Source organism: Mucilaginibacter rubeus (assembly GCF_003286415.2).
In the GTDB taxonomy this organism is placed as follows: domain Bacteria; phylum Bacteroidota; class Bacteroidia; order Sphingobacteriales; family Sphingobacteriaceae; genus Mucilaginibacter; species Mucilaginibacter rubeus_A.
In genome coordinates this window covers 7,473,738-7,499,319 of record NZ_CP043450.1, presented here as the reverse complement: position 1 = coordinate 7,499,319, position 25,582 = coordinate 7,473,738, and the positions used below count along the sequence as shown (strand labels likewise).

The window sequence follows — 25,582 nt, the reverse complement described above, 5'->3', positions numbered from 1 at the left end:
CAAAATACACCTCATTTTTAATCAAAAAATGCAGGATTTACGCACTAATATTGCAACTCAATAAGGTAATAATGAAAAACATCAATAAAGGAATATTTATGGCGCTGGCTGCCGCCATGCTGTGGGGAGTATCCGGAACGTGCGGGCAATTCCTTTTTCAGAAACGCGGTATCAGCGTAGAGTGGTTAATGTCGGCAAGGATGCTATGCGCTGGTGCTTTGTTGCTTGGCGCGGCGGTGGTCAAAAAAGACCGTGACATCCTGAAAATATGGACTGCCCCTAAAGACAGGGTTAAGTTGTTGTTGTTCGGCATCCTGGGTATGCTTACCGTTCAATACACCTACTTTGCGGCTATTAAATATTCAAATGCTGCCACCGCTACCATTCTGCAATTTTCGGCGCCGGTACTTATCGCTATTTATATGGCTTTGCGACATGGCCACAAATTATCCCTTATCGAGTATATTTCTGTAACCCTTGCTGTTTCGGGTACATTCCTGCTGGTAACACATGGTAACTTTCACGCGTTCAATATATCTCCACTGGCATTCGGACTTGGTATGGCTTCGGCAGTAAGCCTGGCAATTTATACGCTTATGCCGGTACCTTTATTAAAAAAGTACAGCCCTATAAGCGTTATAGGCTGGGGATTGTTTATCGGCGGTTTGGCTATTTCATTTTTTAAAGCTCCGTGGAACTATGATGGTGTATGGGATAGCTATACCTACATGAATACCGCCTTCGTGATCATTTTTGGTACGCTGATCCCATTTTACCTTTATCTGAATGCAGTCCACCTTATCGGCGGACAAAAGGCCAGCATCCTCACATCAGCAGAGCCGCTTTCAGCTACATTCATCGCGGTGTTTGTTCTTGGCCTTTCATTTCAATTGATTGACTGGATGGGGACCTTGCTCATCATTGCTACCGTTTTTCTGCTCTCACTTCAGAAGAAGAAAGTACTGAGCTGATCATTCCGTCAGACCAACCCGGTAAGTGTTTTCGGTATAGCTCACTCGCTCCTTAAACTCTTTACCGGGTTTGTCAACGCAGCTTTTACCGCCTGGAAACTTATGGTAATAAATGCAATAAGGATAGCCATGCCGCCGGCCAATACAAATACCCACCAGGTAATATCAATCTTGTAAGCAAAATTCTGCAGCCATTTGTACATGAAATACCAGGCCAACGGCGCGGCAATAGCAATGGCTATGAGTACCAGTTTGATGAAATCCCTCGCTAATAAGCGCACTATCCCGCTTACGCTTGCACCTAATACTTTACGCACACCAATTTCGCGGGTGCGTACCTGTGCCGTATAAGCTGCCAACCCCAGCAAGCCGAGACAAGAAATAAATATAGCGATAGCCGCGAAATCGGTAAACAGGGTTCCCTCACGCTGTTCGCTCTGGTACATATAATTGAACATATCATCCAAAAACGCGTAACCAAAGGGGTATTGCCCATTGTACTGTTTAAACTGTTTTTCGGCAGCGGCAAGTACCTTAGGGGCATCGGTGCCGGTGGTTTTTATGTATATTTTATTCAAAAGCTGCGGCGAGAACCAGAAAATTGACGGCGCTATCTTTTCCTTCATAGAGGAGTAATGGAAATTTTTCACTACGCCAATTATTGTTCCGGTGGTGCCACCCATTCTGAATCGTTTGCCTACAGGGTTTTTAATACCCATTTCCTTAATGGCGGTTTCGTTCAAAATGTAGTGTGCGGTATCCATCTTTCCGCCTGTAAAGGAGGTGCCTGCCACCAGTTTCATTTTAAAGAAAGATACCAGGTCGCGGTCTACCACAATAGGATGCATAATGATATTTTGCTTCGGGTCTCTCCCATCCCAATCTACATCTCCCGTAAAACCCTGAAAGTGGATGATGTTTTGGTTAGAGCGGGTTACGCCAAGTACGCCGGGTTGTTTCAGCAATTCGGCTTTAACGGCATCATAGTGTTTGTCCATGTCACGCATCCAGAAGGTGATCACATGCGTTTTATCATACCCGACACCTGTAGTCCGGATAAAATTCAGCTGCCCCGTTATTACGATAGTGCCAATAATGAGAATAATAGAAAATGTAAATTGCGTAACCACCAATATCTTGCGGAACAGCACATCGCCTATGCCTGCCGATATTTTTCCTTTAAGCGCTTTTAAAGGTTCAAAGGACGAAAGTAACAAGGCTGGGTAAATGCTTGAGGCGGCCAATGTTGCTGCAATGGCAGTTAAAAGCAACAGCCATACATGATAATCGCTTAAGTTAAAGGCCATATCCTTGCCGGATACTTTATTGAATACCGGCATCAGCAGGTAGATGAGCACTACTGCAAATACAGCGGCTATTATAAACAGTAAAGCCGTTTCAATAATAAACTGCATAAACAAATGCATCCGGGCCGCACCGATGATCTTGCGCATGCTAATCTCTTTAGCCCTCAACATAGACCGGGCCGTGGAGAGGTTCACATAATTGATACAGGCAATCACCAATATCAGCACGGCAATAACAACAAATATGCGTACTGTGGTAATGCCATTATCACTCATATCAGCATTATACAAATGCATTTTAGTGAGCGGCAGCAACAGGTAATCGGCATCGGTATCGCCAGGGCTATGACTTACATGCACACCCGTTATTTGTTTAGCTAACTTATTCAGATCACTCCCCGGTTTGATCTGCAAAAAGGTGATATAATTCAAGAAACCGAAATTGTTGCTTAAATCATTCTTTAGGGCCAGTTGCTGTTTAAAATGGAAGCTGATCGGCATCACCATGTCATATTGCATGCTGGAGTTCTTCGGGATATCAGGGATCACGCCGCTTACGGTAAGGTTAATTTTATCATCGCCAGTAATCACTTTTCCTATCGGGTCTTGGTCGCCAAAAAACTTTTCAGCAGTTTTCTGGGTGATTACTACCGAATTGTCATCGGTGAAAGGTTTCGCCTTATTACCTTTTATCAAATCCAGATCAAACATTGAAAACAGCGATGGATCGGCATAAACAGCATTCTCATCCCCAAACACTTTATCCTTGTACTTATAAAGCGAGTAATCCGAATTACCGGTAAGGCGCGCGTAATCCTGAATAGCGGGTAATTGCTGTTTGGAGAAGGATCCTATGGGAGCTACACCTATAGTGAATATCTGCCTGTTGTTGCCGGTACCTCCCCAAAGTTCAAGGCGGTAAATATCTTTCGCCTTTTTGTATGAACTATCGAAACTGAGTTCGTCCTGAACCCAAAGCAATACTAAGATGCCAACGGCTAATCCCATTGTAAGACCGGCAATATTAAGAGCCGAATAGAATGCGTTCTTTAATAAATTTCTCCAGGCGGTTTTTAAATAATTGCGAAACATATAATTGCGGTTTAATTTGCCATTCGACCACCTTGGGGTGGTTTCATGATTCGAAATTATTGCCGCCTGTTGAGGGTAGCGTCTCAAATTATAAGATAAGACCTCTTTTTTCTGAAGCGCTTTATATTCTACCGGGCTTTTTCCTGTTACCTGCTTAAAAATACGGTTAAAGGTAGCTTTGGAATTGAAGCCCGATTCAAATGCAATACCCAGCAGGGTAATATGACTATAAGCAGGATCATGCATTTTTATGGCTACATCACGCACCCGGTACTCGTTAACAAAATCACTAAAGCTTTTTTTAAGCACGGTATTAATGATCCGCGACAATTCATGGCTGGTAAGGCCAAGTTTCTCGGCAAGAGAGCTCAGGCTTAGTTCCGGGTCGAGGAAGTACTGGTTAGTTTCCATGGCCTTTTTGAGCCAGATGCCTTTTTCCCTGTGGTCAATTGTGGGCAAAAGTTTTGGTACAGGGGATTGGGTGACCATCATCATACCAGCCTGCGGTTTTAAGAACGCTGCGGCGGCCGTCCAGATAATGATCACTACGAAAAAGATATAAAACGGGTAATAAATGTGGATCTCTGATTGGTTCGGATAGCCAAAATAATCAACAGTCGCATAGGCTATCCATAACAACCATAGCACGGCAGTTGCCACTATCAAACGGCGCAACCATCGAAATTCAAGAAGCGACCTGTCCATCAAAACTGGTTGAAGCCGGCTGTAAAAATTTTGGATCAGTTGATAAGCACGGTATAGATAGATGATGATCGAAATAAATATAAGCAGTTGCATTACCGGGTTCAGCAACCGGAAAGTGGGAGTACGGTAGGTAGCTACGTCTAAGTTAACGCCTTCCCTAACCTCCACTAAAAAAGCGGCCTGTTCAATCAGCAATGGGGTAAAATGCAGCAGATCTCTCCAACCGATTTGATATGCCGGTCGCGTTATTTTCAACACATAGAAATAGATGAGCGGCCCTAATGTCAGTAAAAACTGCATTGGTACCCGGTCCCACCGGGGCAGATAGGTTTCGAGGCGGATATCAATGGCCAAGATCCTCATCATCCACAGGATCATGATAAACAGCGCCAGGGACAGCAACCGGTTAGCTGCAAGGTTAATGCTTTTTACAAATGTCAGCAACAGAACAAAAGCCAGCCCAATAAATATCGCGCCGAAAAACAACAGGTCGTACAGGGTAATATGGAGTGTGTATGAGTTCAAGTGATTTATCGGGTACAATCGTCATTCCAAACATACAACGCATTAAATAACAACAAATTAAACAATAAGCGATATTAAGATTGTTGCGAAAACGAACATACTGGTGTTCGCTTTTAGAGAGTGACTGTAAATGGCCTGCAAAACAGGTTAATTGCTTGTGCCGATCCCGATGCTATTTCATTTTTTATTGTAATTATTACACCAATAAATTATTAGTGTGATAAAAATTATATAATTTTAAATTCAATTAAACTTAACATTGCCAATTCGACCGCTCCATAATGAAAATGAAATTCTAAGTAAAGTAGCCAGTGGGGATACAAGGGCTTTTTCTTGTCTTTTTGATTCTTATTACAAGCATCTTGGTCAATACGTTTACCGCGTTACAGAATCTGCTGAAGCCGCCGAAGAAATTGTACAGGATGTTTTTGTGAAGATCTGGGCCAAGCGACAGGATCTAACAGCAATTGAAAGTTTTACCAATTACCTTTTTATCATAACCCGTAACCGCACTTATCGCTTTTTAAAAGAGCGGGCCAGCGCGCATATCAAACAGCAAGAATGGGAAAGGCAATACCAGGAAGAGTTTCATCTGCCGGATAATATCTCACCGGAAGAAAACCTGTGCCTTGTGATTGACAGGCTGATTGAAAAACTCCCTCCCCAGCAGAAAAAGGTTTATGAGTTAAGCCGCGTTGGGCTTTTAAAGCATAGCGAAATTGCGGAAATGCTTTCCATTTCAACAGAAACGGTCAAGAAACATATCATGGCTGCCAATAAGTTCATAAAAGAGAACCTTTCGGAGAAGAACGACCTTGTTTTTCTGTTGTTTGTTATGGGATACGCCCACTTTTTAAAATAAATTTCGTTTTTTTTAATTCCGACTACCCCTTTTTGATTTTTTATGGCTCTTTAGCTGTAGAAGAACACAAAAAATGTCTGAAAGATTACCCTACTTATTTCACCAATATTTTAACAAAACCGCTACACCGCAGGAGCGCGATGAATTGATGCAGCTCATCAACGAACCGGGTTCAGAAACCGAGGTGTACGGATTGATGGAAGAAGTATTCAAATCGCACCAGTTTGAAGAGGACCCCTTCCCTGCCGGAGCCCGCGAAAGAATGCTGGATATGGCATTGGCCGGTTACGCTAAGGCTGATTCCGATAACAATATTGTCCCTATTAAAAAACGCTCAAACGCGCTGATCTATGCCGCCGCAGCTATCGCGGTATTAGCCATATCGTTTGGTTTATATCAATATCGCCTCAGAAAAAACGACGAAGCCCTTGCCGCTAATAAAGCACACCAGGACGTTAAACCTGGTGGTAATAAAGCAATATTAACACTTGCCAACGGCGCAAAAATTGAACTTAACGACGCGCAAAATGGCAAGCTTGGCCAACAGGGTAATACAAGCGTGGTTAAATTGGCCAACGGCAGTCTTGCTTATGTACCCGGTGGCTCAACAACCGGAGCGCCGATGATCAATACGATGTCTACCCCACGAGGCGGCCAGTACCAGTTACAGCTACCCGACGGAACTGCAGTTATGCTTAATTCAGAATCCTCTATTTCATATCCAACGGCGTTTACCGGCAAAGCAAGAAACGTCACCGTTACAGGCGAAGCCTATTTTGAGGTGGCAAAAAATAAAAAGATGCCTTTTATAGTGAGTTACGGCAGTCAAAAGGTTGAGGTGCTTGGAACCCATTTTGATATCCGCGCCTACCAGGAGCAGCCGGGCAAAACCACACTTTTAGAAGGCTCCGTCAAAATATCTAACGGCAACGAGAAACAGATCCTGGTGCCAGGGCAGCAGGCGGTTTTTAATGCCAACTCCAAAAAGTTTGATATAAAAACAGTTGATACAGAAGATATAGTAGCCTGGAAAAATGGCTTGTTCCTGTTTGACAATACTGATCTTGACCAGGTGATGCTGGAACTATCCCGCTGGTATGATATTGATGTAGTTTATAAAGGCCCTAAACCTACCCTGAATTTCACGGGCGAGGTAAAGAAGAGTAATAACCTTTCTAAAGCGTTTAAGATCCTGGAATCAACAGGTGGCGTAAAGTTTACGATAGAAGGGAAAACAGTTACCGTAGAAAAGAAATAACCATAATTTAACCAATAACCAATTAACCCAATAAACTTAAAAACATGAGCATACACCCTAAGTAACTTCGGTAAAGGGTATCTGAAAAAGCAAGCCCCTCCGGATTCCAGCCAGAGAGGCTAAGTGATTGGATCAACCCAAATTACAATTGTAACCATTGATTTTAAACTTAACCCAAACATTCAAATGTATGAAACATCTTCTACATTCTAAAGCTCCTATGCCCATAGGTCAGGGGGCAAATGAGATAAACCTACGCGATAGTTATTTTAAACAGGTATTACGGATAATGAAACTCACGGGCGTCCTTTTGTTTGTGCTTACCATGCACCTTAGTGCATCTACTATGGCGCAAAAAGTCAGCCTTTCCAAAGAAAACGGTAACCTTAAATCGGTTTTAAAGGAATTGCGGAAACAAACCGGGTATTTGTTCATGTACAATAACCAGGTTATAAAAAAAGCACTGCCTGTATCTATCCATGTTACTGATACAGAGCTTAGCAAAGTGCTGGTTGAGATCTTTAAAGATCAGCCGTTAACCTACGAGCTGGATGATAACACCATCATTATTAAAGAGCCAACCCAAACTACGGGTAACGGGCAAGCCGAAAAGCCGGTTCCGGTACGTGTTACCGGTAAAGTAGTGGATAAAAAAGGCCAGCCCATTCCGGGAGTAACCGTGCAGGTTAAAGGCGCGTCAACCATTACTTCAACCGCTGCCGATGGATCATTTACCATTAACACCGAAAAAGGCAGCACACTTCAGTTCCGTTTTATCGGTTTTGAAATGAAAGAGGTAGTGGTAGAGAACCAGACATCACTTACCGTTGTGCTTAACGAAGACCAGAAAGGTTTGAACGAAGTAGTTGTTGTAGGTTACGGTACCAGTACCAAAAAGGAGCTAACCAGTGCCATCTCTACAGTAAAATCTGAATCTTTCAACGCCGGTGTTGTTGCAACCCCTGCCGACCTGCTGGAAGGTAAAGTTGCCGGTTTGAATATCACCAATGATGGTAACCCTAACGGAACCGCAACAGTTACACTTCGCGGACCTTCATCATTACGCGCAGGAGCAGCCTCTACCCCGTTTTATGTGATTGACGGTGTGCCGGGTGCCGATTTTAGTTTGGTAGCTCCTTCAGATATCGCCTCCATCGATGTTTTGAAAGACGCTTCCGCGTCGGCTATTTACGGTACCAGGGCTACCAACGGTGTAATTATAGTTACCACCAAGAAAGCCAAATCGGGCCAGTTACGCATGACCTATGATGCTTATGCTTCTATGCAAAAGATCTCCAACAGGTTTGAAGTAGCTACTGCCGATCAGTTAAGGGCTTATGTAAAAGCAAACGGTCAAAGTTTTACCCCTGCAAATGATAACGGCGGCAATACTGACTGGGGTAAGGAAATAGAACGCAATACAGGCTTTTCACAAAATCATAACTTATCATTTGGTGGCGGCAGTGATAAAACAACTTTCGGTGGAAGTATCAACTACCTCGAAAACCAGGGTATCGTAAAAGGAAGCGGGCTGAATCGTTTTGTTGGCAGGCTGAACCTATCGCAAAAAACGCTGAACGACAAACTGAAGCTTGATTTCTCATTGAGCAATTCGGTAACCAATTCAGATCTGATCATCAATGATATCCCGCAAACAACTACCAATGGTCAAAATCCCAATTTGTTTAAATCAGTTGTTCAATACCTGCCTACCCGCACAATTTACAATGCCGACGGTACTTTATATACCGATCCTACTTTGTTGATAGGTTATAACCCGGTTGGCCTCATCAAGAATGACACCTATAAACAAAAAATTAACCTTTTGTTAGGTAATGTGAAAGGTACGTTGACTTTACCGGTTGGTTTCCTGTATAACTTTAACCTTGCTTACCAAAGCCGTACAACGAATAGCAATACCTACCATAATTCGGCATCGGAACTGGCTCAAAACCTGGGCGGACAAGCCATTCGCTCAACTTATGAGGATACCAAAAAATTGTTTGAAAACTACTTAAGCTACGTACACAATTGGGGCAGTAATGATTTCAAGATCCTTGCCGGTTATTCGTACGATGAAACCACAACAGGCAACGGCTTCCAGTCATCCAATCAAAATTTCGTGTCGGATGATACCGGTTATAATAACCTTGGTCTGGGCACCCCTCCTGCCGGTTACCTGGTTAACTACGGTACCGTGCAGGTTGAAACTCTTCGCCTGATCTCGTTTTACTCGCGCGTTAATTACAGCTACAAAGGCAAATATATTTTCCAGGCTTCATTAAGGCGTGATGGTTCTAACGCGTTTGGTGCCAATCATCGTTGGGGTTACTTCCCTGCCGGCTCTGCCGCCTGGCGGGTGATCGATGAATCATTCATGAAATCGCAACACCTGTTTGATGATCTGAAAGTGCGTGTTGGTTATGGTAAAACAGGTAACTCACAAGGTTTCCCTGCCTATACTCCGCTAACCCAATACGGAACAACAGGCAGCTTCTATTATAATGGCAACTATATCGGCGCTATCGGCCCAACTCAAAACCCTAATCCAAACCTGAAATGGGAAGCTACTGCTACCATAAACGCCGGTATCGATTTCTCTTTATTCCAGGGACGACTTGGCGGATCTGTGGATATCTACAACAAGAAAACTACCGATATGATCTCGGTGATCCCGGTATCAACAGTTACTAACCTGGTATCAACCTTAACTGCCAACGTGGGTAGCATGAGCAACAAAGGTGTGGAGATTGCACTTAACGGAACTCCTGTAAAATCGGGCGCGTTTAGCTGGGATACTTACGGAAACATTGCCTTCAACAAAAACAAGATCACTTCATTGGGTGTAAACCTGTCAAAAATTTATGCAGGTTACCCTGAGGCACCTGGCCAGAGCGGGATCCACGTATCTATCATTGAAGCAGGCTATCCGCTGGGTGAGTTTTATACCCTTAAATATTTAGGCAGAACCAACGGCGTTTCAACTTTTCAGGGTGCTAATGGTCAGCCAACTACTACACCAACAAGTGCCGACCAGACTTATGCCGGCAACGCGCAACCTACCTATACGTTTGGATGGGGAAATAACCTGAATTACAAAAACTTCAGCCTTAATTTCTTCTTCCGCGGGCAGGGTGGCAATAAAATCATGGACGCCTCACTTGCAAGCTTTAACCAGCCAACACAGGCCTCGGCGCACAACGTACCCGTGTTAACCTTAAGCGAGCCGGGTAATGATGTAAACGCTAACTTATTCTCTACAAGGTATCTGGAAAGCGGCACGTTTGTACGCTTAAGCAATGCTACACTGGCTTATAAATTTAAGGTTCCGGGTAATTATATCCATGGTGTAAGGGTTTATCTAACCGGTACCAACCTGTTCATCATCACCAAATACAAAGGTGTTGATCCGGAGTTGAACCTGAGCTTAAACAACCAGGCAAGCGGGCAATTCATTGGGGTAGATTACAACAACTTCTATCCTAAAACACGCAGTTACCTGGTTGGTGTTCAAGTAGATTTATAATTAACCATTAAAGATCAAACAAGATGAATCGTATTAAACAACATATAGTTTTTAGTTTTTTAGCGGTATGTATGGCTTTGGTGGCTTTACAAAGCTGCACCAAGCTTGATGTGGTACCCGTATCAACGCTTACCCCGGCAAACTTTCCTAAAACCCCGGCGCAGTTTGTGGCGGCTACAGGGCCAATTTATACTACCTTTCGCGGCACTCCGGGACGTAACCTATGGCTTACTTTAAACCTGAGTACCGACGAAAACGTACTGGTTGCCCGTGGTGGTAACTGGCTTGACGGCGGTACTTATTCAACCCTTAACCTGCATACTTATACCCCTGATAATACCATATTTGAAGACGACTGGACATGGGGTTTCTCAACCATCAGTACCTGTAACCAGGTGTTATCGTTATTTTCATCGGTGGCAGAAAGCGCAGCTAAAGACCAAACCGTAGCCGAAATAAAAACCATGCGGGCCATGGCATATTTTTACATGATGGACCTGTTTGGTAACGTGCCTATCTCCAAAAGTTTTGGCGATACTACCAATTTGGGTACCCAAACCCGTGCACAGGTGTTTGCCTTTGTTGAAAGCGAGTTACTGGCCCAGATCCCTAACCTGAGCAGTACCGTTGATGTTTCAACTTATGGCAGGCCTACCAAGTACCTTGCATACACCATACTGGCAAAAATGTATCTGAATGCCGCCTATTACATCGGCACTCCAAGATACCAGGACGCGGTTACCATGTGCGATAACGTGATCAAAGACAACAAATATGCTTTAGATGCCGATTACCTGGGGATGTTCAGGCCGAATAACGGTCCGCAGATTAAAGATTTTATTTTTGCGATACCTTACGACGGAAACCTGGCGCAGGGACAATACTATGCCCGTTGGACGTTGCACCCGGCTTTGAAAACCAAATACAGCCTGCCTTATGCACCCGATGGACCAATGTATACGTTCCCAACCTATTACGCGCTTTTTAACGACGCTAATGACGTTCGTAAAAAACAATACCTGACCGGGAAGCAATATTACAACGACGGTACGCCTATCATGATTACCACCACCAACAAAGGTTTGGATGATAATTATAGCGGATCTGATCCGGGTGGTGTAGTGAAACACCAGTTAGAGTTTACGCCTGATATCACCTGGAGAAACAAAGCCACATTTGATATAGGCAATGATGAACTGGCCAATGAAGAAGGTTACCGTAACAATAAATTTTATCCGGACAGCACTTCTACCTCACGTAACCAGGGTAACGATGTGCCGATGTTCAGGTATGCCGATATATTGCTGATGAAGGCTGAGGCTATTTTAAGAGGTGCTACTGCCACCAATGGCGACTCGCCTTTAACGCTGGTTAACCAGGTGCGCAGCCGTGCAAAAGCGGCTTCATTAGGTTCTGTAACACTTTCAGATATCCTTGATGAACGTGGTCGCGAATTTGCTGTTGAATGGTGGCGCCGTAATGACCTGATCCGTTTTGGTCAGTTTGAGAAAGCTTGGGGCATAAAAACAGATGCCGATCCAAACCACCGGATCTTCCCGATACCGAATCCGGAAATTCAGTTAAACCCTAAATTGAAACAAAATCCGGGCTATTGATAATCCTTAAATAATAATCCCCGGCCGTTTCCAGCCGGGGATTTTATTACCGGTAATTTTTTGATGAAAGTGATTACTTTAACTGCCGCAAACTTTAATTGTTAAAGTGAATGGTCATGTAAAAGCATTTATAAATTATGAGAGCAATCCTGTTATTCCTGTTTTCCGCAACCCTGATCAATGTTGCATCCGCGCAGCAAAAAATTTACAATATTAAAAAGCTGGGTGCGGTGGCCGATGGCAAAACCGATAATGTCCGCGTCATTCAGGATGCGATTGACAAAGCTGCTGAAGCAGGCGGCGGAACAATCTGGATCCCGGCAGGTAAATTTGTGACCAGTGTTATTCATTTACGCTCAAATATTGAGTTGCACCTCGCCGCGGGAGCTGAATTATTAGGCTCTGCAAAACGTATTACTTACGGCCCGGAAAAGGCTTCTGCGCTTATCGTCGCGGAGAAACAGCAAAACATTACCATCACCGGAAAAGGTGCCATTGACGGTCAGGGCGATGCATTGATCAAAGATATTTACCGGATGCTGAACAATGGCACGTTAAAAGATAAGGAATGGAAAACCTATAACGACTGGCACCAGTTACGCCCCGAAGAAGATAACAGGCCTAAGCTCATTGTATTTGAAAAGTGCGACAAGATCAACCTTAAAAATTTCACTATAAAAAATGGCCTTTGCTGGATCCAGGATTACAGAAGCTGTACCAATATGGTTATTGACAGCATCAACGTGATCAGCAATACATTTTTAAATAACGATGGGATTGACCTGGTTGATTGCAAAAACGTAAAACTCACCAATAGTTTTTTTAACGTAGCCGACGATGGGATCTGTTTGAAATCATCCGATCCGCAAGGTGCTTGCGAAAACATATACATTGCCAACTGCAAGATCCGTTCAAGCGCCAGCGCCTTTAAAATGGGAACCGCATCCTGGGGTGGTTTCAAAAAGATAACCGTGCGTGACATTTATGTGTACGATACCTTCCGCTCTGCGGTGGCCATTGAATCGGTAGATGGCGCTATTATTCAAGATATCGACATTAGGGGCGTTATAGCTAAAAATACAGGTAACGCCATATTTATCAGGTTGGGCAAACGAGCCAAAACAAGGCCTGTAGGTGAGATAAGCCGTGTTTACATAGGCGATGTTAAGGTGGAAGTACCGGCCGGAAAACCGGATGCAGGCTATCATGAAGAAGGCCCACTGGAGCAATTCGCTCATAACATTTTCCCATCTTCAGTTTCCGGGATCCCGGGTTCGCCGGTGAGGGATGTTACGTTGGAGAACATCAATATAACTTATAAAGGCACAGCCAAAAAGCAGACAGCATTTTTTAACATCGATTCTTTAACCAAAGTACCGGAGAAGATATCCTCATACCCTGAGTTTTCGATGTTTGGGGAATTACCTGCATCCGCCTTTTATGCGAGGCATACAGAAGGCCTCAACCTAAAAAACATCCGCATCAATTACGCAGGAAAAGAATTCCGTACGCCATTTGTTTTTGATGATGTGAGCGAACTGGCTGCCGATAAGATCAATGTATCGGGCTTTAAAACATTGCCCCTATTGTATTTAAATAACGTTAAGGTTAAATTATTGCAGGATATTCAACCCACCGACAAACGTGAGCAGATCATAAAAACCAACAACCCTAAAACTTCAAATTAAATGAGCTGTAAAACAAAGGTTTTTATTTGTGCATTGCTCGGCGGTATGTGTTTAACAACAATAAATGCCCGGGCACAGCTAAACGTTCAATCATCTTATGCTTTAATAAAAAGGGTTATCCCCGGTAACGCGCAAAAGTTTATTGTTCAACCGCTTCCGGCGGAAGACGCAAAAGACGTTTTTGAGGTAGAAGGTGCAAAAGGCAAAATCATATTAAGGGGCAATAACGGTGTGGCTGTGGCCTCTGCCTTGTATTATTACCTTACCGAATATACGCACTGTCAGGTTACCTGGAACGGCACAAACTTAAACCTGCCCGTAAGTTTACCTATGCCGGCTAAAAAGATCCGCAAAGCTACGCCATATCAATATCGCTATTACCTTAATTATTGCACCTACAGCTACAGCATGAGCTGGTGGGACTGGAAACGCTGGGAAAAAGAAATTGACTGGATGGCCCTGCATGGCATTAATATGCCACTGGCTATAACCGGGCAGGAATATGTTTGGGATAAGGTGTACAAATCCATGGGTTTCAGCAATAAGGATATGCAGGATTTTTTTACCGGTCCGGCATATTTTGGCTGGTTTTATATGGGCAATATCGATCAGTGGGATGGCCCGCTACCTGCAAGCTGGATAAACAGCCACAAAGACCTGCAGGTGAAAATATTACAGCGTGAGCGTGAGCTTGGAATCAAGCCAGTACTTCCCGCATTTACCGGGCACGTGCCTGCATCGTTCAAAACGCATTTCCCTAATGCCAAACTGAAGCAAACCAATTGGAAAAATGGCTTTGCCGATACTTATATCCTTGACTCGGAGGATCCTTTATTCGCCGAGATCGGTAAAAAATTCATCCAGGAACAAACCAAAGTTTACGGTACAGATCACCTGTATTCGGCCGATACGTTTAACGAAAATGAACCACCATCCAATGATCCCAAATTCCTGTCGGAGCTAAGCGCCAGGATTTACGATGGGATGAAAAATGCGGATCCCAAAGCCGTTTGGGTAATGCAGGGCTGGCTATTTTTCAGCGACCGTAAATTCTGGCAAAATGAGCAGATCAAAGCTTTGCTAAACGCAGTACCTAACGAGCACATGATCGTACTTGATCTTAATACCGATTATGAACCGGTATGGAAACGTACCGAAGCTTTTTACGGCAAGCCCTGGATTTGGAATATGCTGCACAACTATGGTGGCAATAATAGTTTGTTCGGGAGGATAGAAGCTGTAGCCGCGCAACCTGCACAGGCGCTAAATGATCCAAAATCGGGCCGATTGGTGGGCATTGGCTTAACCATGGAAGCCATAGAGCAAACGCCGGTGCTTTATGAGTTAATGACGCAAAATACCTGGCAAAATAAACCTGTCAATTTAGATGAATGGCTGCCGGCTTATCTCCTCAACCGTTATGGCGTAAAAAGCAAGAATGCAGTGGATGCCTGGCAAACACTCAGAACCACGGTTTTCAACGGCAAAGATATCCGCGATGGGGCCGAATCGATCATTACAGGCAGGCCAACTCTTGATTCTGCCGCTGTATGGACCCGTACGCATCTAAACTATAACCGTAAGTATCTACTGCCCGCATGGGATAAAATGGTTGCAGCTATACCCGCATGCAAGCAAAGCAGCGGATTTAATTATGATTTGGTTGATGTTACCCGGCAGGTACTGGCAAACTACGGCCGCCCGCTTCAACTGAAATGGGTGAAGGCTTATCGTGATAAAGACCTTAAAGCTTTTGAACAGTACAGTAATGATTATATCAACCTGATAACCGATATGGACAGGCTGTTGGCCACTCAAAAGGATTTTATGCTTGGCCCCTGGATAGCTGATGCCCGCAAATGGGGAACTACCCCGGCTGAAAAAGCGCTTTATGAAAAAAATGCCCGCAACCTGATAACACTTTGGGGCGATGCTGATAGTCCCCTGCATGAATACTCGTGCAGGCAATGGAGCGGCTTACTTAATGATTTTTATAAAGTGCGGTGGCAAAAGTTTTTCACGCTGCTGAAGGGATCGATCGAAACAGGTAAAGAACCCGATTTTAAGCTGTTTGACAAATCGATAAGCGGTTGGGAATGGCAATGGGTTAATTCATCCAAAGCATATCCAGTTATGCCGACTGGCAGCAGCACAACAGTTGCACGGCAGCTTTATGAAAAATACAGGACAGCAATGGCTAAGGACCTTGAATAATGGAAACGAATAATACAAGCAAATCATCGGATAATTCTGCAAAAAAACCGGTACGACTGTTATCATTAGATGCGCTTCGTGGTTTTGATATGTTCTGGATCATGAGCGGCGAAGGTGTTGTACATGCGCTTGCTAAAGCAACCGGTTGGCCTGTTTTTGTATGGATGTCGGGGCAACTGCATCATACTGTGTGGAATGGCATTACTTTTTATGATATGATCTTTCCGCTGTTCCTGTTTATCGCAGGCGTTTCCATGCCTTACTCCATGGGAAGTAAAGCGGCAAAATATGGAGTAAATCATCCTCATCTATTGCCGTCAGCGGCAAAGGGCGAAATCTATCGTTCCATGATCAGGCGCGCGGTAATCCTGCTTTTTTTAGGTATGGTGGTTAATGGCCTGTTTAAGTTTAATGGCTATGAAAACACCCGCTTTGCCAGCGTGCTTGGCCGTATCGGGCTTGCGTGGTTTTTTGCAGGTATCATTTATCTGAATGTTGGTACCAAATGTCAAATTCTATGGTTCGGTATTTTGCTGCTGGGCTATTGGGCTGCTATGGAATGGATTCCTGTACCGGGCTATGGGGCTGGGGTTTTAACCATGAATGGCAGCCTGGAATCTTACATCGACCGCTTGCTGCTTCCCGGCAGATTGCATGATAAGGTACATGACCCGGAGGGTGTACTGTCCACCATCCCAGCAATAGGTACGGCCATGCTGGGAATATTCACCGGCCAGTTTTTAAAGCTTGAATCCGCAAAATGGGCCATGTGGAAAAAAGGGTTAAGTTTATTCGTGGCTGGCCTACTCCTCATTGGCTTAGGGTTACTTTGGGATATAGCCTTTCCCATCAACAAGCGCCTATGGACCAGCTCCTTCGTGCTGTTTGTTGGAGGCTGGAGCCTGGTTTTCCTTTCAGTATTCTATTTAATTATCGATGTTGCCGGTTTCCGTAAATGGGCTTTCCCTTTTGTGCTTATCGGCGTAAATTCGATAGTGATCTACCTCGCATCCGAAGGAATGATAGATTTTCAACATACCGCAAATTATTTCTTTGGCGGTATCATCAGTCATCTTGCCCTAAACTGGCAGCCTGTATGGGCAGCTGTATCCGTGGTTTTTATACAGCTAACGTTGCTTTATATTCTATACAGGAATAAGATTTTTCTGAAAATATAACTTATGATTTGTGCCGTTGATTCTTAAAAATCAAATTAATAGCATATCATATTTCCACCGACTAAACATATACTCACCTTACAACAGTAACATATCCCGACAATACCGGTTTATTTTTCGCCGGTTCAATGATATAATAATAAACCGCGAAAGGCACTCCTGCTCCATGATAAGTACCGTCCCATGGTTTGGAATATCCCACGGAGTGAAAGAGCTGCTGGCCAAGCCTGTTGTAAACACTTACCGTGTTACCCGGATAATACTCTAATGATGATATCACCCATAAATCATTGGCACCGTCACCATTGGGTGTAAATATATTGGGGACTACAATTTTTGGTGGCAACGCGTTGATTGTTAAAACCCCATCAACATAACTAATTGTATAATTGAGCGACATAGCTCCGGTTGCGTTTATCGGATATTGCCCGGCTGCAGATAAAGCGGTTGCAGGTGTGGTAACTATAGGTTTCGCAACCAACTGCGCCGCAGTTTCATTATTCACAAAGCCTGTGTATGTTACCGTCAATTCAGGGTTCGCCATACCTGCAACTTTGGTTTTATTATCAGCCGTTATAGTAAGCGGTGTTGGGTTCACCTTACTGTTTGGCATAAATTGGGTCGCGGTCACAGAGCCGCTGCTTAATAAAATATTACCGTTGTAAATGCCTGCCGGTGTTTTAGCCGCTAATCTGATATAAATGGTTGTAACACCAATATTTCCGCCCTGTCCCATGGTAATAAAAGAGTGGAAACCCGAATTATCAACACTTACTTCAAATCCCGCCGGCGGTGTTATCAAAATCCCCGCAGGCAGGCCATTTCCGGATATTGTAAAAATTGCAGACGTTGACGGCGTACCGTAAATGGTATTCACAGCGCTTATCGTTCCCGATGCTATAATTGCTACCGGCGGTATTACCGTGATTTTGCCTGCGCTATACGTTATTAAATAGTTGACGGGATTAAATGTTCCGCCAATTGCTGAGGACGGTGTGATAGCAGCCGGGTAAACGCCGATTGGGTTATTCGCGGCTGCCCCTGAGCCGTAAGTAATTGTTACGCTCCCAATGTTCTCCTGGTTTTGCAAGCCAGATGAAGTAAAAGCCGCAGAATTGGTCTGTTCGGTTAGCGTAGTGCCAAATGGTTTGCTGATGTCAGCGGCAGTAATAGTTAACGGTGCCGGATTAACTTTAATATTACCTGCAACATAGGTAATGACATAATTGCCGGGCAAAAAGCCGTTGGTACCGGTGTTCACAGCAGGAATAATGCTTTGATATACCCCCACTCCTGCTGTGGGCTCGGCTCCCGTACCATAAGTTAAACTAACAGAAGCAATGGCATTGCCATTTTTTAAACCACCGGCAGAAACAGTAAAGGCCGTTGAACCTGGATTGTTATTCAACATCGAACCATAAATTTTACCGATATCGTTGGCTGTTACGGTTATTGGCGCCGGTGTAACCTTGCTCGTGGGCATCGGTACAGTTATTGCCGGTGCCCCTGTGCTGCTCAATAAAATATTGCCTGCATACGCTCCTGCATCGGTTGTTGATTTTAAACGGATATAAATTATTGAGGCGCTTAAACTGCCTGCCGAACCAACAGTAACGGTATTGGTAAAAGCCACGTTATCTGTGCTCAGTTCAAAACCATCGGGTGCTGTAACCAAAACGCCTGATGATAAATTGGTACCTGATACCGTGAAGCTGGTTGGTGCCGAAGGCGTGCCATAAGTTGTATTAACTGCCTGCAAAGGTGGTGTCGCTGTGATATCAGGGATCGGATTAACTGTGATATTAAAACTTGTAGCGTTTCCGGTACATAAGGAGGAGGGAGTAACAAAACTACCAAAGGAATAAGTATCCCCGTTTATATTAATGGTTGATAACACCGAATTATTCAGCGTGTTAATAACTGAAACACTCTTAGAACCCTGATTACTTACATAAAGTTTAGTACCGTCGCCGCTTAAAGAAATGCCCCTTGGAAATGTACCGACCGGGATAGATGCTATAACGGTATGTGTACTATTATTCATTACTGAAACTGTACCGCTTGATGCATTTGCCACATAGGTTAAATCACCAGCCGCGCTAATAACCAAACCCGTAGGCTGTTCGCCAACCGGTATCTCATATAAAGTTGAATATGTTGCGGCATCAATTACAGACACCGTATTACTATAGTAATTAGCTACGTATATAAATTTATTATCAGGAGTAACACCAATTCCTAAAGGCCAGCCCTGGGCTTGTGCAGTACCAACCACTTCGTACGTCGCAGTGTTAAATACGGTAACATTTCTTTCTAAATTATTAGTGACGTATAACCGGGTACCATCGGGACTCACCACAAGACTTTGAGGGTTCACTCCTCCCGACGGCAGAATTTTCAAAACAGTATTGGTTGCGGTGCTTATCACTGAAACGGTATTAAATGGACTTTGACTGGTTACATAAAGCCTGCTTCCGTCAGGGCTAATTGCTATGCCATAAGGATGTTCGTTCACTGTTATATTACTGATAACTGTATTAGTTGCCACATCTATCACGGATACTGTATTGCCGGTAGGCGGACCTATCAGGTTTTGGTTTGTTACATATACCCTTTTCCCATCAGGACTAACAGCTACACCCGTTGGCTGTACACCCACCGGAATTGTCGCTACCACACTGTTATTATCAAGGTTGATAACTGATACCGTATTGGCATTTTGATTAGCCGTATACGCATAGGCAGGCCCCGGTGCCGGCGTTACGGTAACAGTAGCTTTAACAGCGCCACCAGTATGATTAACAGCGGTAAACGACGGTATATTGCCCGTGCCACTTGCAGACAGGCCAATATCTGGTTTATCATTTACCCAGGTAAAAACATTTCCAGTACCCGTAAAATTTACAGGGTTTGTTGCGTCACCGGCAAAAACCATCTGGTTGTTTACCGTAGTTACCGTCGGGAGTTTATTTATACTGGCCGCTACGCTTACATTTTGATAAGTAATACCAGACGAGCTGAGTGTTACATTACCAGATATATGGCCAACGGCAGATGCAGCCGACCTCACATAAATGGTTGTACCCCTAACCAGGCCACCTATTTGGCTAAGTGTTACAGTATTACCGTAACCGCTGGCAAGTCCGGATGATATTTCAAAGCCCGCAGGGGCAGTGACTACAATATCTGCCGATAAACCGCTTCCAAAAACGGTGAATTGTTGAATTTCCGGGCTCGCAGATGGCGTACCCTCACAAGCTGAAATAATACCACTAACCGCACTTACTGTGATAACCGGAGGTGGATCAACCGTAATTGTAAAAGTGACTGGCTGCCCGCCACATCCCGGGCCTTTTGCAATGAAATTGCCAAATGAATAAGGGCTGGATCCAACTATAACCTGTCCGCCGGTAGAAAGTCCCCTTAATGAAAAATACTCCACCGCATTATTAGCATGATCTACCATGTAGACGTAAGATTCATCAGGCGTTACGGAAATCGAAAACGAGCCACCGGTTGCAGCAAACTCAGCTACCTGCTTTAGATCGGGAAACAAATAACAAAAATATCCATCTGCGGTAGCAAAATAAACCTTTGAACCATCCGCGCTAACAACCATTGCCGTTGGGTATGTTTCTGCACGCAGGTCATCTGCAACTGAATTATCCGTTGTATTAATAGCGGTTATTATATAACTACCTGCGATTGATATATATGCTTTTGTCCCGTCAGGGCTTATAGCAACACCAAGCGGGTTTGATCCTGTATGCACAGTGGCAATTACATTGCCCGTGGTTGCATTGATAGCCGAAACTGCATTGGAGTTATAATTGGCAACGTATATTTTACTTCCGTCGGGTGTTACCGCAACACCATAGGGACCTTGGCCAACACTTATTGTAGATATCACTGTATTTGTCAGCGCGTTAATTACCGAAACGCTATTTTCCCCGAAATTGGTTACATATACCCTTTTTCCATCAGGACTTACTGTAACTCCCCGGGGATTTTGGCCTACAGGAATATTAGCGGTTACTGTATTGGTTGATGTATTAATGACCGAAACACTGTTAGAACCTTCGTTAGTTATATAAACCAGTGTGGAGTTAGGGTTAACCGAAACACCAAATGGATTTGTCCCAACCGGGATAGTGGCTATAACCGTATTGCTAAGCGTACTTACAACCGACACGTTATTTGAGCCATAATTGGCCACATAAGCAAAATCAGAAGACAAGGGCCTTGCTTTAATGGTAGCTGTAACCGGAGTTGTACCAGTATTTACTGCAGTAAACGACGGGATGTTGCCTTTGCCACTGGCAGCTAAACCAATATCGGGCGCGTCATTTTCCCAGGCGTAAACACAACCTCCTGCCGGAAAATTAACAGCTGTGGTGTGCTCTCCGCTTTTAATATGTTGATTGCCTTGCGCGCCTGCCCTGGTTAGTAAACATTGAAAAAAAGCGGTAAGTATTAAGAAAAGTAAATATTTCCTCATTTGCACGGGACACTATCCGGTAAGTTGTTCAAGGCTTGTAGTGCCGCCTGTTTTATTATTGACGCGTGCAAGGTGCTAAGTTCAATTTGCATTTGTATGATAAGGTTCAATTATAAAAATTGAAGATAATATTTTTTTTGCACCCGGATTAATTTCTTTGATACTTCAATGTCTATGTTAACCCGTAAGTTAAATTTATAAGCGTGAGCCGAAAGATTGAACTGATGGGATCTTTTCATGGATGCGATGTATAACATCATCCATTTCGTGCGCGCAACGTTCCAATAAAGGTAAAACTTCATCACGTTCTTCTTTTGTCTGCGCTAATTTTAACAAATTGATCAGGCCGAGCATGGTAGCCACCGGTTTTCGGATCTGGTGCGAACTCATCCACGCTACTTCGCGCAACAATTCGTTTTGCTGCCTGATCTCTTCGTCTTTTTCCCTCCGGAACGTAATATTTTGACAAATGATCACGTAGCCCTGAAAAACATTACCATCGCTATAGGCCGGGGATAACTGGGCCGAGATCCAGACAGGAGTTTTATCTCTGGTGTAAATTAATATATCTGAGGCAAAAGTTTCGTGGAGTGATTGCCTGCGGACAAATTCATCCAATACGGCATTATTGGTGTCGGGACCCACAAGGAGGTCGGTACCCTGCCGTCCGCAAATTTCCTGTAATTTATAGCCTGTTTGCTCTTCAAAGGCTTCATTCACCCACTGCACCGTTCGTTCCGGATCGGTAACAATTATCATATTATTTACGCGACGGATCATATCGGCCAGCTTCTTATTCTCCTGTGTACTTCTTTTAAGCGCGTCAATATCTTTGATGGCCCCAATCAGCCTAACAGGTTTTTTTTGAGCATCATAAACAAAATAGCCCTGATCCATAACATATTTATAAACCCCATCGCCCACATTGATCCGGTATTCACACTCCCAGTTGGTAAGGCCCTGCCCGCTGATCTTTGCCTGGCTTTGCACAACCTCATCAATATCATCAGGGTGGATAAGCGCCCGCCACCAGTTTAAGTCATGGCCAATCCGGTTTACCGGTATTAAAACCAATTGAGTAAGACTGGTATTGTAGATCAGTTTATCCTCAATCATATCAAGATCATATACAACATCTTTGGTAGCCTGCGATACCAGCTCATATCGTTCTACCGCTTCTTTTAACTTCAGATCTTTTAATTTATCTTCGGTAACATCTGAAAAATAAACGCCAACACCTTCATCTGTTGGATATGCCGCCAACCGGATCCATTTCCCCAAAACAATAGAATAATCTTCACGCCTGACAATGACCCGTTCCTCCAAAGCCCGTTGATAAGCAGGATACAATTTATTTTGCTCTTTCGGAAAAAGTTTAAAAATACTCCCGCCTACTACCTCTGCCTCTTTTTTTCCGATCAGCTGCAAAAACACATCGTTAACACGGATGATCTTCATTTCTGTATCGAGCGCGAAAAAAGCATCACTGATACTGTTCAGTGTATTTTCAAAATTATAAAGGTACTTGTTCCGCTCATGCTCAAGTTGCTTAAACTCTGTGATATCCTGCAGCGAACCTATAATTTTACGACCAGGATCCCGGGAATCATCAAGGCGGGCCAGTTGCCTGATATAACGGGTACTACCATCCAGGGCTATTATCCGGTGCGTAACGTCCAGCTGTTTTCCCTCAGTAATCAGCGCTTCAAGGGCCGAGGTCATCGCCGGGCGGTCTTCCGGATAAATGTGCTGAAGGTAGATATCAAATGCATCGCGCCCATCTGTTTTATCTAAACCAGTAAGCTGGTAAACCTCATCCGACCAAACCAACAGTCTTTGAGCAGGATAAAACTCCCAACCGGCTACTTTGGTAAATAATTGAGTATCCCGAAGCTTCCGTCTTTCTTCCAGCAGATCCTGGTTCATACGCTCCAGTTTTTGTTCAAAAATCACATACTCTGTTACATCGCGCGCCATAACAAGGATATGGGTTTGCCCGTTGAACAGGATCTGATGCGATGTAATGTTGACGATGATTTCGCGGCCGTCTTTTTTTACATGCCGCCAGGTACCGCTTTGGTTAATATTGCCTTCCAGCCGGGCGGCGGCGGCAATTACGTCCGATCTATCCTCAACAGGCCTGATATCCAAAATTGATCTGCTCAGAAATTCCTCGCGGGTATAGCCATAAGCATCAATGGCAGCATCATTTACCGAAACAAAATGAAGCGTACCCGGATCATAAATCCACATGGGATTAGGGTTGGAATCATACATGTCGCGGTATTGGGCTCCGCTCATGTGAAGTTTTCGGTTGTCAGAACGGATCAGGAAAAATATTAATAAGCCGGTAACAATCACAAAAAAATATCCCTTCCCAGAACTTAGCCACAGAAACTCAATATTGCTTAATTTATGCTCAAAAAGAAAAAGCAACTGATCGCTAAATGTGATCCATAAGATACTGATGACAATATAAACCAAACTTATCCGGAGGGCTCCAAATCTCATTCTAAAAACCATTGATCCAACAGTAGTTAAACGTTTTATAACCAAATAGGTTGTAGACTATTATATGATTAAGGGTGTAGGAAGTTAAAAAAAATATACTTAAAGGTAACGAATAATAATCAGTATGCCCCATATAATTGCTCCGTAAGCTATTAATCCCCCAAAGGCAACCAATAAACCGGTAACCACTAAATGCGGGTTGTAATAAGAATACTCTTCGTCGTCACGTTGTGTCACGGCAATTTACTTTTAAAATGGGAAATGAAAACTTATCAGGATATAACTGTTCAAACGACAGTTACCTCAATAATAAGCTTTTCCTGGCATAATAAAAAATATTAAATAAATCAAAATGTTTAAAACGTACTGAAAGGCAGAATCTTAATTCAGCTACTTATGGTTTTCCGGTTTAAAAACCACATTCCCATCCCGTTTAACCCGCCATGCTGTTACGGGGTTCATGTGGTAGCCGCCGATATCTTTGCCGCGGGCGTCGATGAGTTGTTTTAATGTGGGCTGGGTATAACCCGTTTCATCGGTAACGCGACTAAGTATTTCCGTTTCTGAGCCATCCCAATGCCACAGGTGGCGAAAATAGGTATGCGCTTTTTCCAGTATCGGGTCCTGTAGCCGCGCTTCATTCCAGTTTTTTCCCGCATTGGTACTCACTTCAACCTTTACCACCTTTCCCCTGCCGCTCCAGGCTATACCACGAATTTCGATCCAGCCGCGTTCAATCGTTTGCGGGAAGGATGGGTAGGTGATGATAGACCGCGCATCCATTTCAAAGCTAAACATCCTGATCTTGTCTTTTACCGGGTAGGTATATTTTGAAGTCTCTTCGCGGGTAAAATAGGGTGCATCCGAAATTTCTATCCGTCGAAGCCATTTTACGTTGGTATTTCCCTCCCATCCGGGTAAAAGCAAGCGGGCTGGATAACCTTGTTCCGGACGTATGGCTTCGCCGTTCTGGGCGTATACGATCATGGCGTCATCCCAGGCTTTACGGATGGGGATGCTTCGGGTAAGCACGGCGGCATCACCTCCTTCCGCTAAAAACCAAGTGGCTTTGGGGTCAACACCCAGCTCACGAAACAGGGTTGAAAGCATTACGCCCGTCCATTCGCTTTGACTGGTAAGGCCGAGGATCTCCTGCACGGTCATGTCCTCTTTACCGGTACGAAAGTTGCCCGCGCACTCAATAAAACAGGTGCGGGTTACCGATGGAAAACGCTTCAGGTCATGCAGACTAAATTTCATCGGCCGCTCTACCATGCCATGTATCAGCAACTCATATTGATTTGGGTCGATGGAAGGCACACCGGCATGGTGCCGTTCAAAATGCAGATCGGATGGGGTGATAGTACTGTACAGATCCTGCAGCGGTGTACGCGAAGAAATATCCGATGGTTTCTTAACCGGGCTTTCAAATGGCGATCGTGTGCCGACTTTTCCCGGCAGCGGACCGGGTTGTTTTGTAGGATCGGGAATCGCAGGTACTCCCACCTGGATATATTTTGCAAATACCGAGGTTACCGGCAAAATAGCTGTAGCCAAAGCCCCGCCCAGCAAAGTACGGCGACTTATTTTCTTTTCGGTTGCTTTTACCGGCTTATCCTGCTGTTCCATAT

13 protein-coding genes are annotated in these 25,582 nt (G+C 44.1%); 8 read left to right on the top strand and 5 right to left on the bottom strand.

The window, feature by feature from the left end; translation table 11 throughout:
- Positions 1-71 precede the first annotated feature (71 nt).
- Positions 72-971, top strand: coding sequence for a DMT family transporter (locus DEO27_RS30785; protein ID WP_112573111.1), 900 nt, complete (start codon positions 72-74; stop codon positions 969-971).
- A 41-nt stretch (positions 972-1,012) separates the two neighbouring features.
- Here the strand turns inward: DEO27_RS30785 and DEO27_RS30780 are convergent, their stop codons facing one another.
- The gene (locus DEO27_RS30780) at positions 1,013-4,600 is read right to left on the bottom strand and encodes an ABC transporter permease (protein ID WP_146750062.1); all 3,588 of its coding nucleotides are present in this window, start codon (positions 4,598-4,600) and stop codon (positions 1,013-1,015) included.
- 259 nt (positions 4,601-4,859) lie between these two features.
- Between DEO27_RS30780 and DEO27_RS30775 the strand changes: the two genes are divergently transcribed.
- The 7 genes from DEO27_RS30775 to DEO27_RS30745 all read left to right on the top strand — a co-directional run bounded on the left by DEO27_RS30775 (position 4,860) and on the right by DEO27_RS30745 (position 16,942).
- The gene (locus DEO27_RS30775) at positions 4,860-5,462 is read left to right on the top strand and encodes an RNA polymerase sigma factor (RefSeq protein ID WP_190295284.1); all 603 of its coding nucleotides are present in this window, start codon (positions 4,860-4,862) and stop codon (positions 5,460-5,462) included.
- 73 nt (positions 5,463-5,535) lie between these two features.
- Positions 5,536-6,720: a FecR family protein gene (locus tag DEO27_RS30770; protein WP_112573105.1), complete on the top strand. Its 1,185-nt coding sequence runs from the start codon at positions 5,536-5,538 to the stop codon at positions 6,718-6,720.
- Positions 6,721-6,910: 190 nt separating this feature from the next.
- On the top strand, positions 6,911-10,246 hold the full coding sequence (locus DEO27_RS30765) for a TonB-dependent receptor (protein ID WP_112573103.1): 3,336 nt from the start codon (positions 6,911-6,913) through the stop codon (positions 10,244-10,246).
- 23 nt (positions 10,247-10,269) lie between these two features.
- Positions 10,270-11,862, top strand: coding sequence for a RagB/SusD family nutrient uptake outer membrane protein (locus DEO27_RS30760; RefSeq protein WP_112573101.1), 1,593 nt, complete (start codon positions 10,270-10,272; stop codon positions 11,860-11,862).
- Positions 11,863-11,999: 137 nt separating this feature from the next.
- The gene (locus DEO27_RS30755; protein ID WP_112573099.1) at positions 12,000-13,550 is read left to right on the top strand and encodes a glycoside hydrolase family 28 protein; all 1,551 of its coding nucleotides are present in this window, start codon (positions 12,000-12,002) and stop codon (positions 13,548-13,550) included.
- Positions 13,551-15,764: an alpha-N-acetylglucosaminidase gene (locus DEO27_RS30750; protein ID WP_112573097.1), complete on the top strand. Its 2,214-nt coding sequence runs from the start codon at positions 13,551-13,553 to the stop codon at positions 15,762-15,764.
- On the top strand, positions 15,764-16,942 hold the full coding sequence (locus DEO27_RS30745) for an acyltransferase family protein (RefSeq protein WP_112573095.1): 1,179 nt from the start codon (positions 15,764-15,766) through the stop codon (positions 16,940-16,942). Before DEO27_RS30750 ends, DEO27_RS30745 begins: the two co-directional genes overlap by 1 nt.
- A 73-nt stretch (positions 16,943-17,015) precedes the next feature.
- Here the strand turns inward: DEO27_RS30745 and DEO27_RS30740 are convergent, their stop codons facing one another.
- The 4 genes from DEO27_RS30740 to soxC form a co-directional block, all read right to left on the bottom strand.
- The gene (locus tag DEO27_RS30740) at positions 17,016-21,440 is read right to left on the bottom strand and encodes an MBG domain-containing protein (protein WP_112573093.1); all 4,425 of its coding nucleotides are present in this window, start codon (positions 21,438-21,440) and stop codon (positions 17,016-17,018) included.
- A 195-nt stretch (positions 21,441-21,635) separates the two neighbouring features.
- Complete coding sequence (locus tag DEO27_RS30735; RefSeq protein WP_190295283.1) at positions 21,636-23,951, bottom strand: PAS domain S-box protein; 2,316 nt, start codon at positions 23,949-23,951, stop codon at positions 21,636-21,638.
- Positions 23,952-24,050: 99 nt separating this feature from the next.
- Entirely contained in the window at positions 24,051-24,188 is a 138-nt protein-coding gene (locus DEO27_RS31670; RefSeq protein WP_190295282.1) for a hypothetical protein, read from the bottom strand.
- 153 nt (positions 24,189-24,341) lie between these two features.
- The gene (gene soxC / locus DEO27_RS30730; protein ID WP_223818094.1) at positions 24,342-25,580 is read right to left on the bottom strand and encodes a sulfite dehydrogenase; all 1,239 of its coding nucleotides are present in this window, start codon (positions 25,578-25,580) and stop codon (positions 24,342-24,344) included.
- Positions 25,581-25,582 lie beyond the last annotated feature (2 nt).

What these genes read in the sequence shown, in the direction of transcription:
- DEO27_RS30740 (WP_112573093.1), bottom strand. Translation starts at nt 21,440, where the DNA reads ATGAGGAAATATTTACTTTTCTTAATACTTACCGCTTTTTTTCAATGT.
- DEO27_RS30750 (WP_112573097.1), top strand. Translation starts at nt 13,551, where the DNA reads ATGAGCTGTAAAACAAAGGTTTTTATTTGTGCATTGCTCGGCGGTATG.
- DEO27_RS30745 (WP_112573095.1), top strand. Translation starts at nt 15,764, where the DNA reads ATGGAAACGAATAATACAAGCAAATCATCGGATAATTCTGCAAAAAAA.
- DEO27_RS30770 (WP_112573105.1), top strand. Translation starts at nt 5,536, where the DNA reads ATGTCTGAAAGATTACCCTACTTATTTCACCAATATTTTAACAAAACC.
- DEO27_RS30765 (WP_112573103.1), top strand. Translation starts at nt 6,911, where the DNA reads ATGAAACATCTTCTACATTCTAAAGCTCCTATGCCCATAGGTCAGGGG.
- DEO27_RS30735 (WP_190295283.1), bottom strand. Translation starts at nt 23,951, where the DNA reads ATGAGATTTGGAGCCCTCCGGATAAGTTTGGTTTATATTGTCATCAGT.
- DEO27_RS30760 (WP_112573101.1), top strand. Translation starts at nt 10,270, where the DNA reads ATGAATCGTATTAAACAACATATAGTTTTTAGTTTTTTAGCGGTATGT.
- DEO27_RS30785 (WP_112573111.1), top strand. Translation starts at nt 72, where the DNA reads ATGAAAAACATCAATAAAGGAATATTTATGGCGCTGGCTGCCGCCATG.
- soxC (WP_223818094.1), bottom strand. Translation starts at nt 25,580, where the DNA reads ATGGAACAGCAGGATAAGCCGGTAAAAGCAACCGAAAAGAAAATAAGT.
- DEO27_RS30755 (WP_112573099.1), top strand. Translation starts at nt 12,000, where the DNA reads ATGAGAGCAATCCTGTTATTCCTGTTTTCCGCAACCCTGATCAATGTT.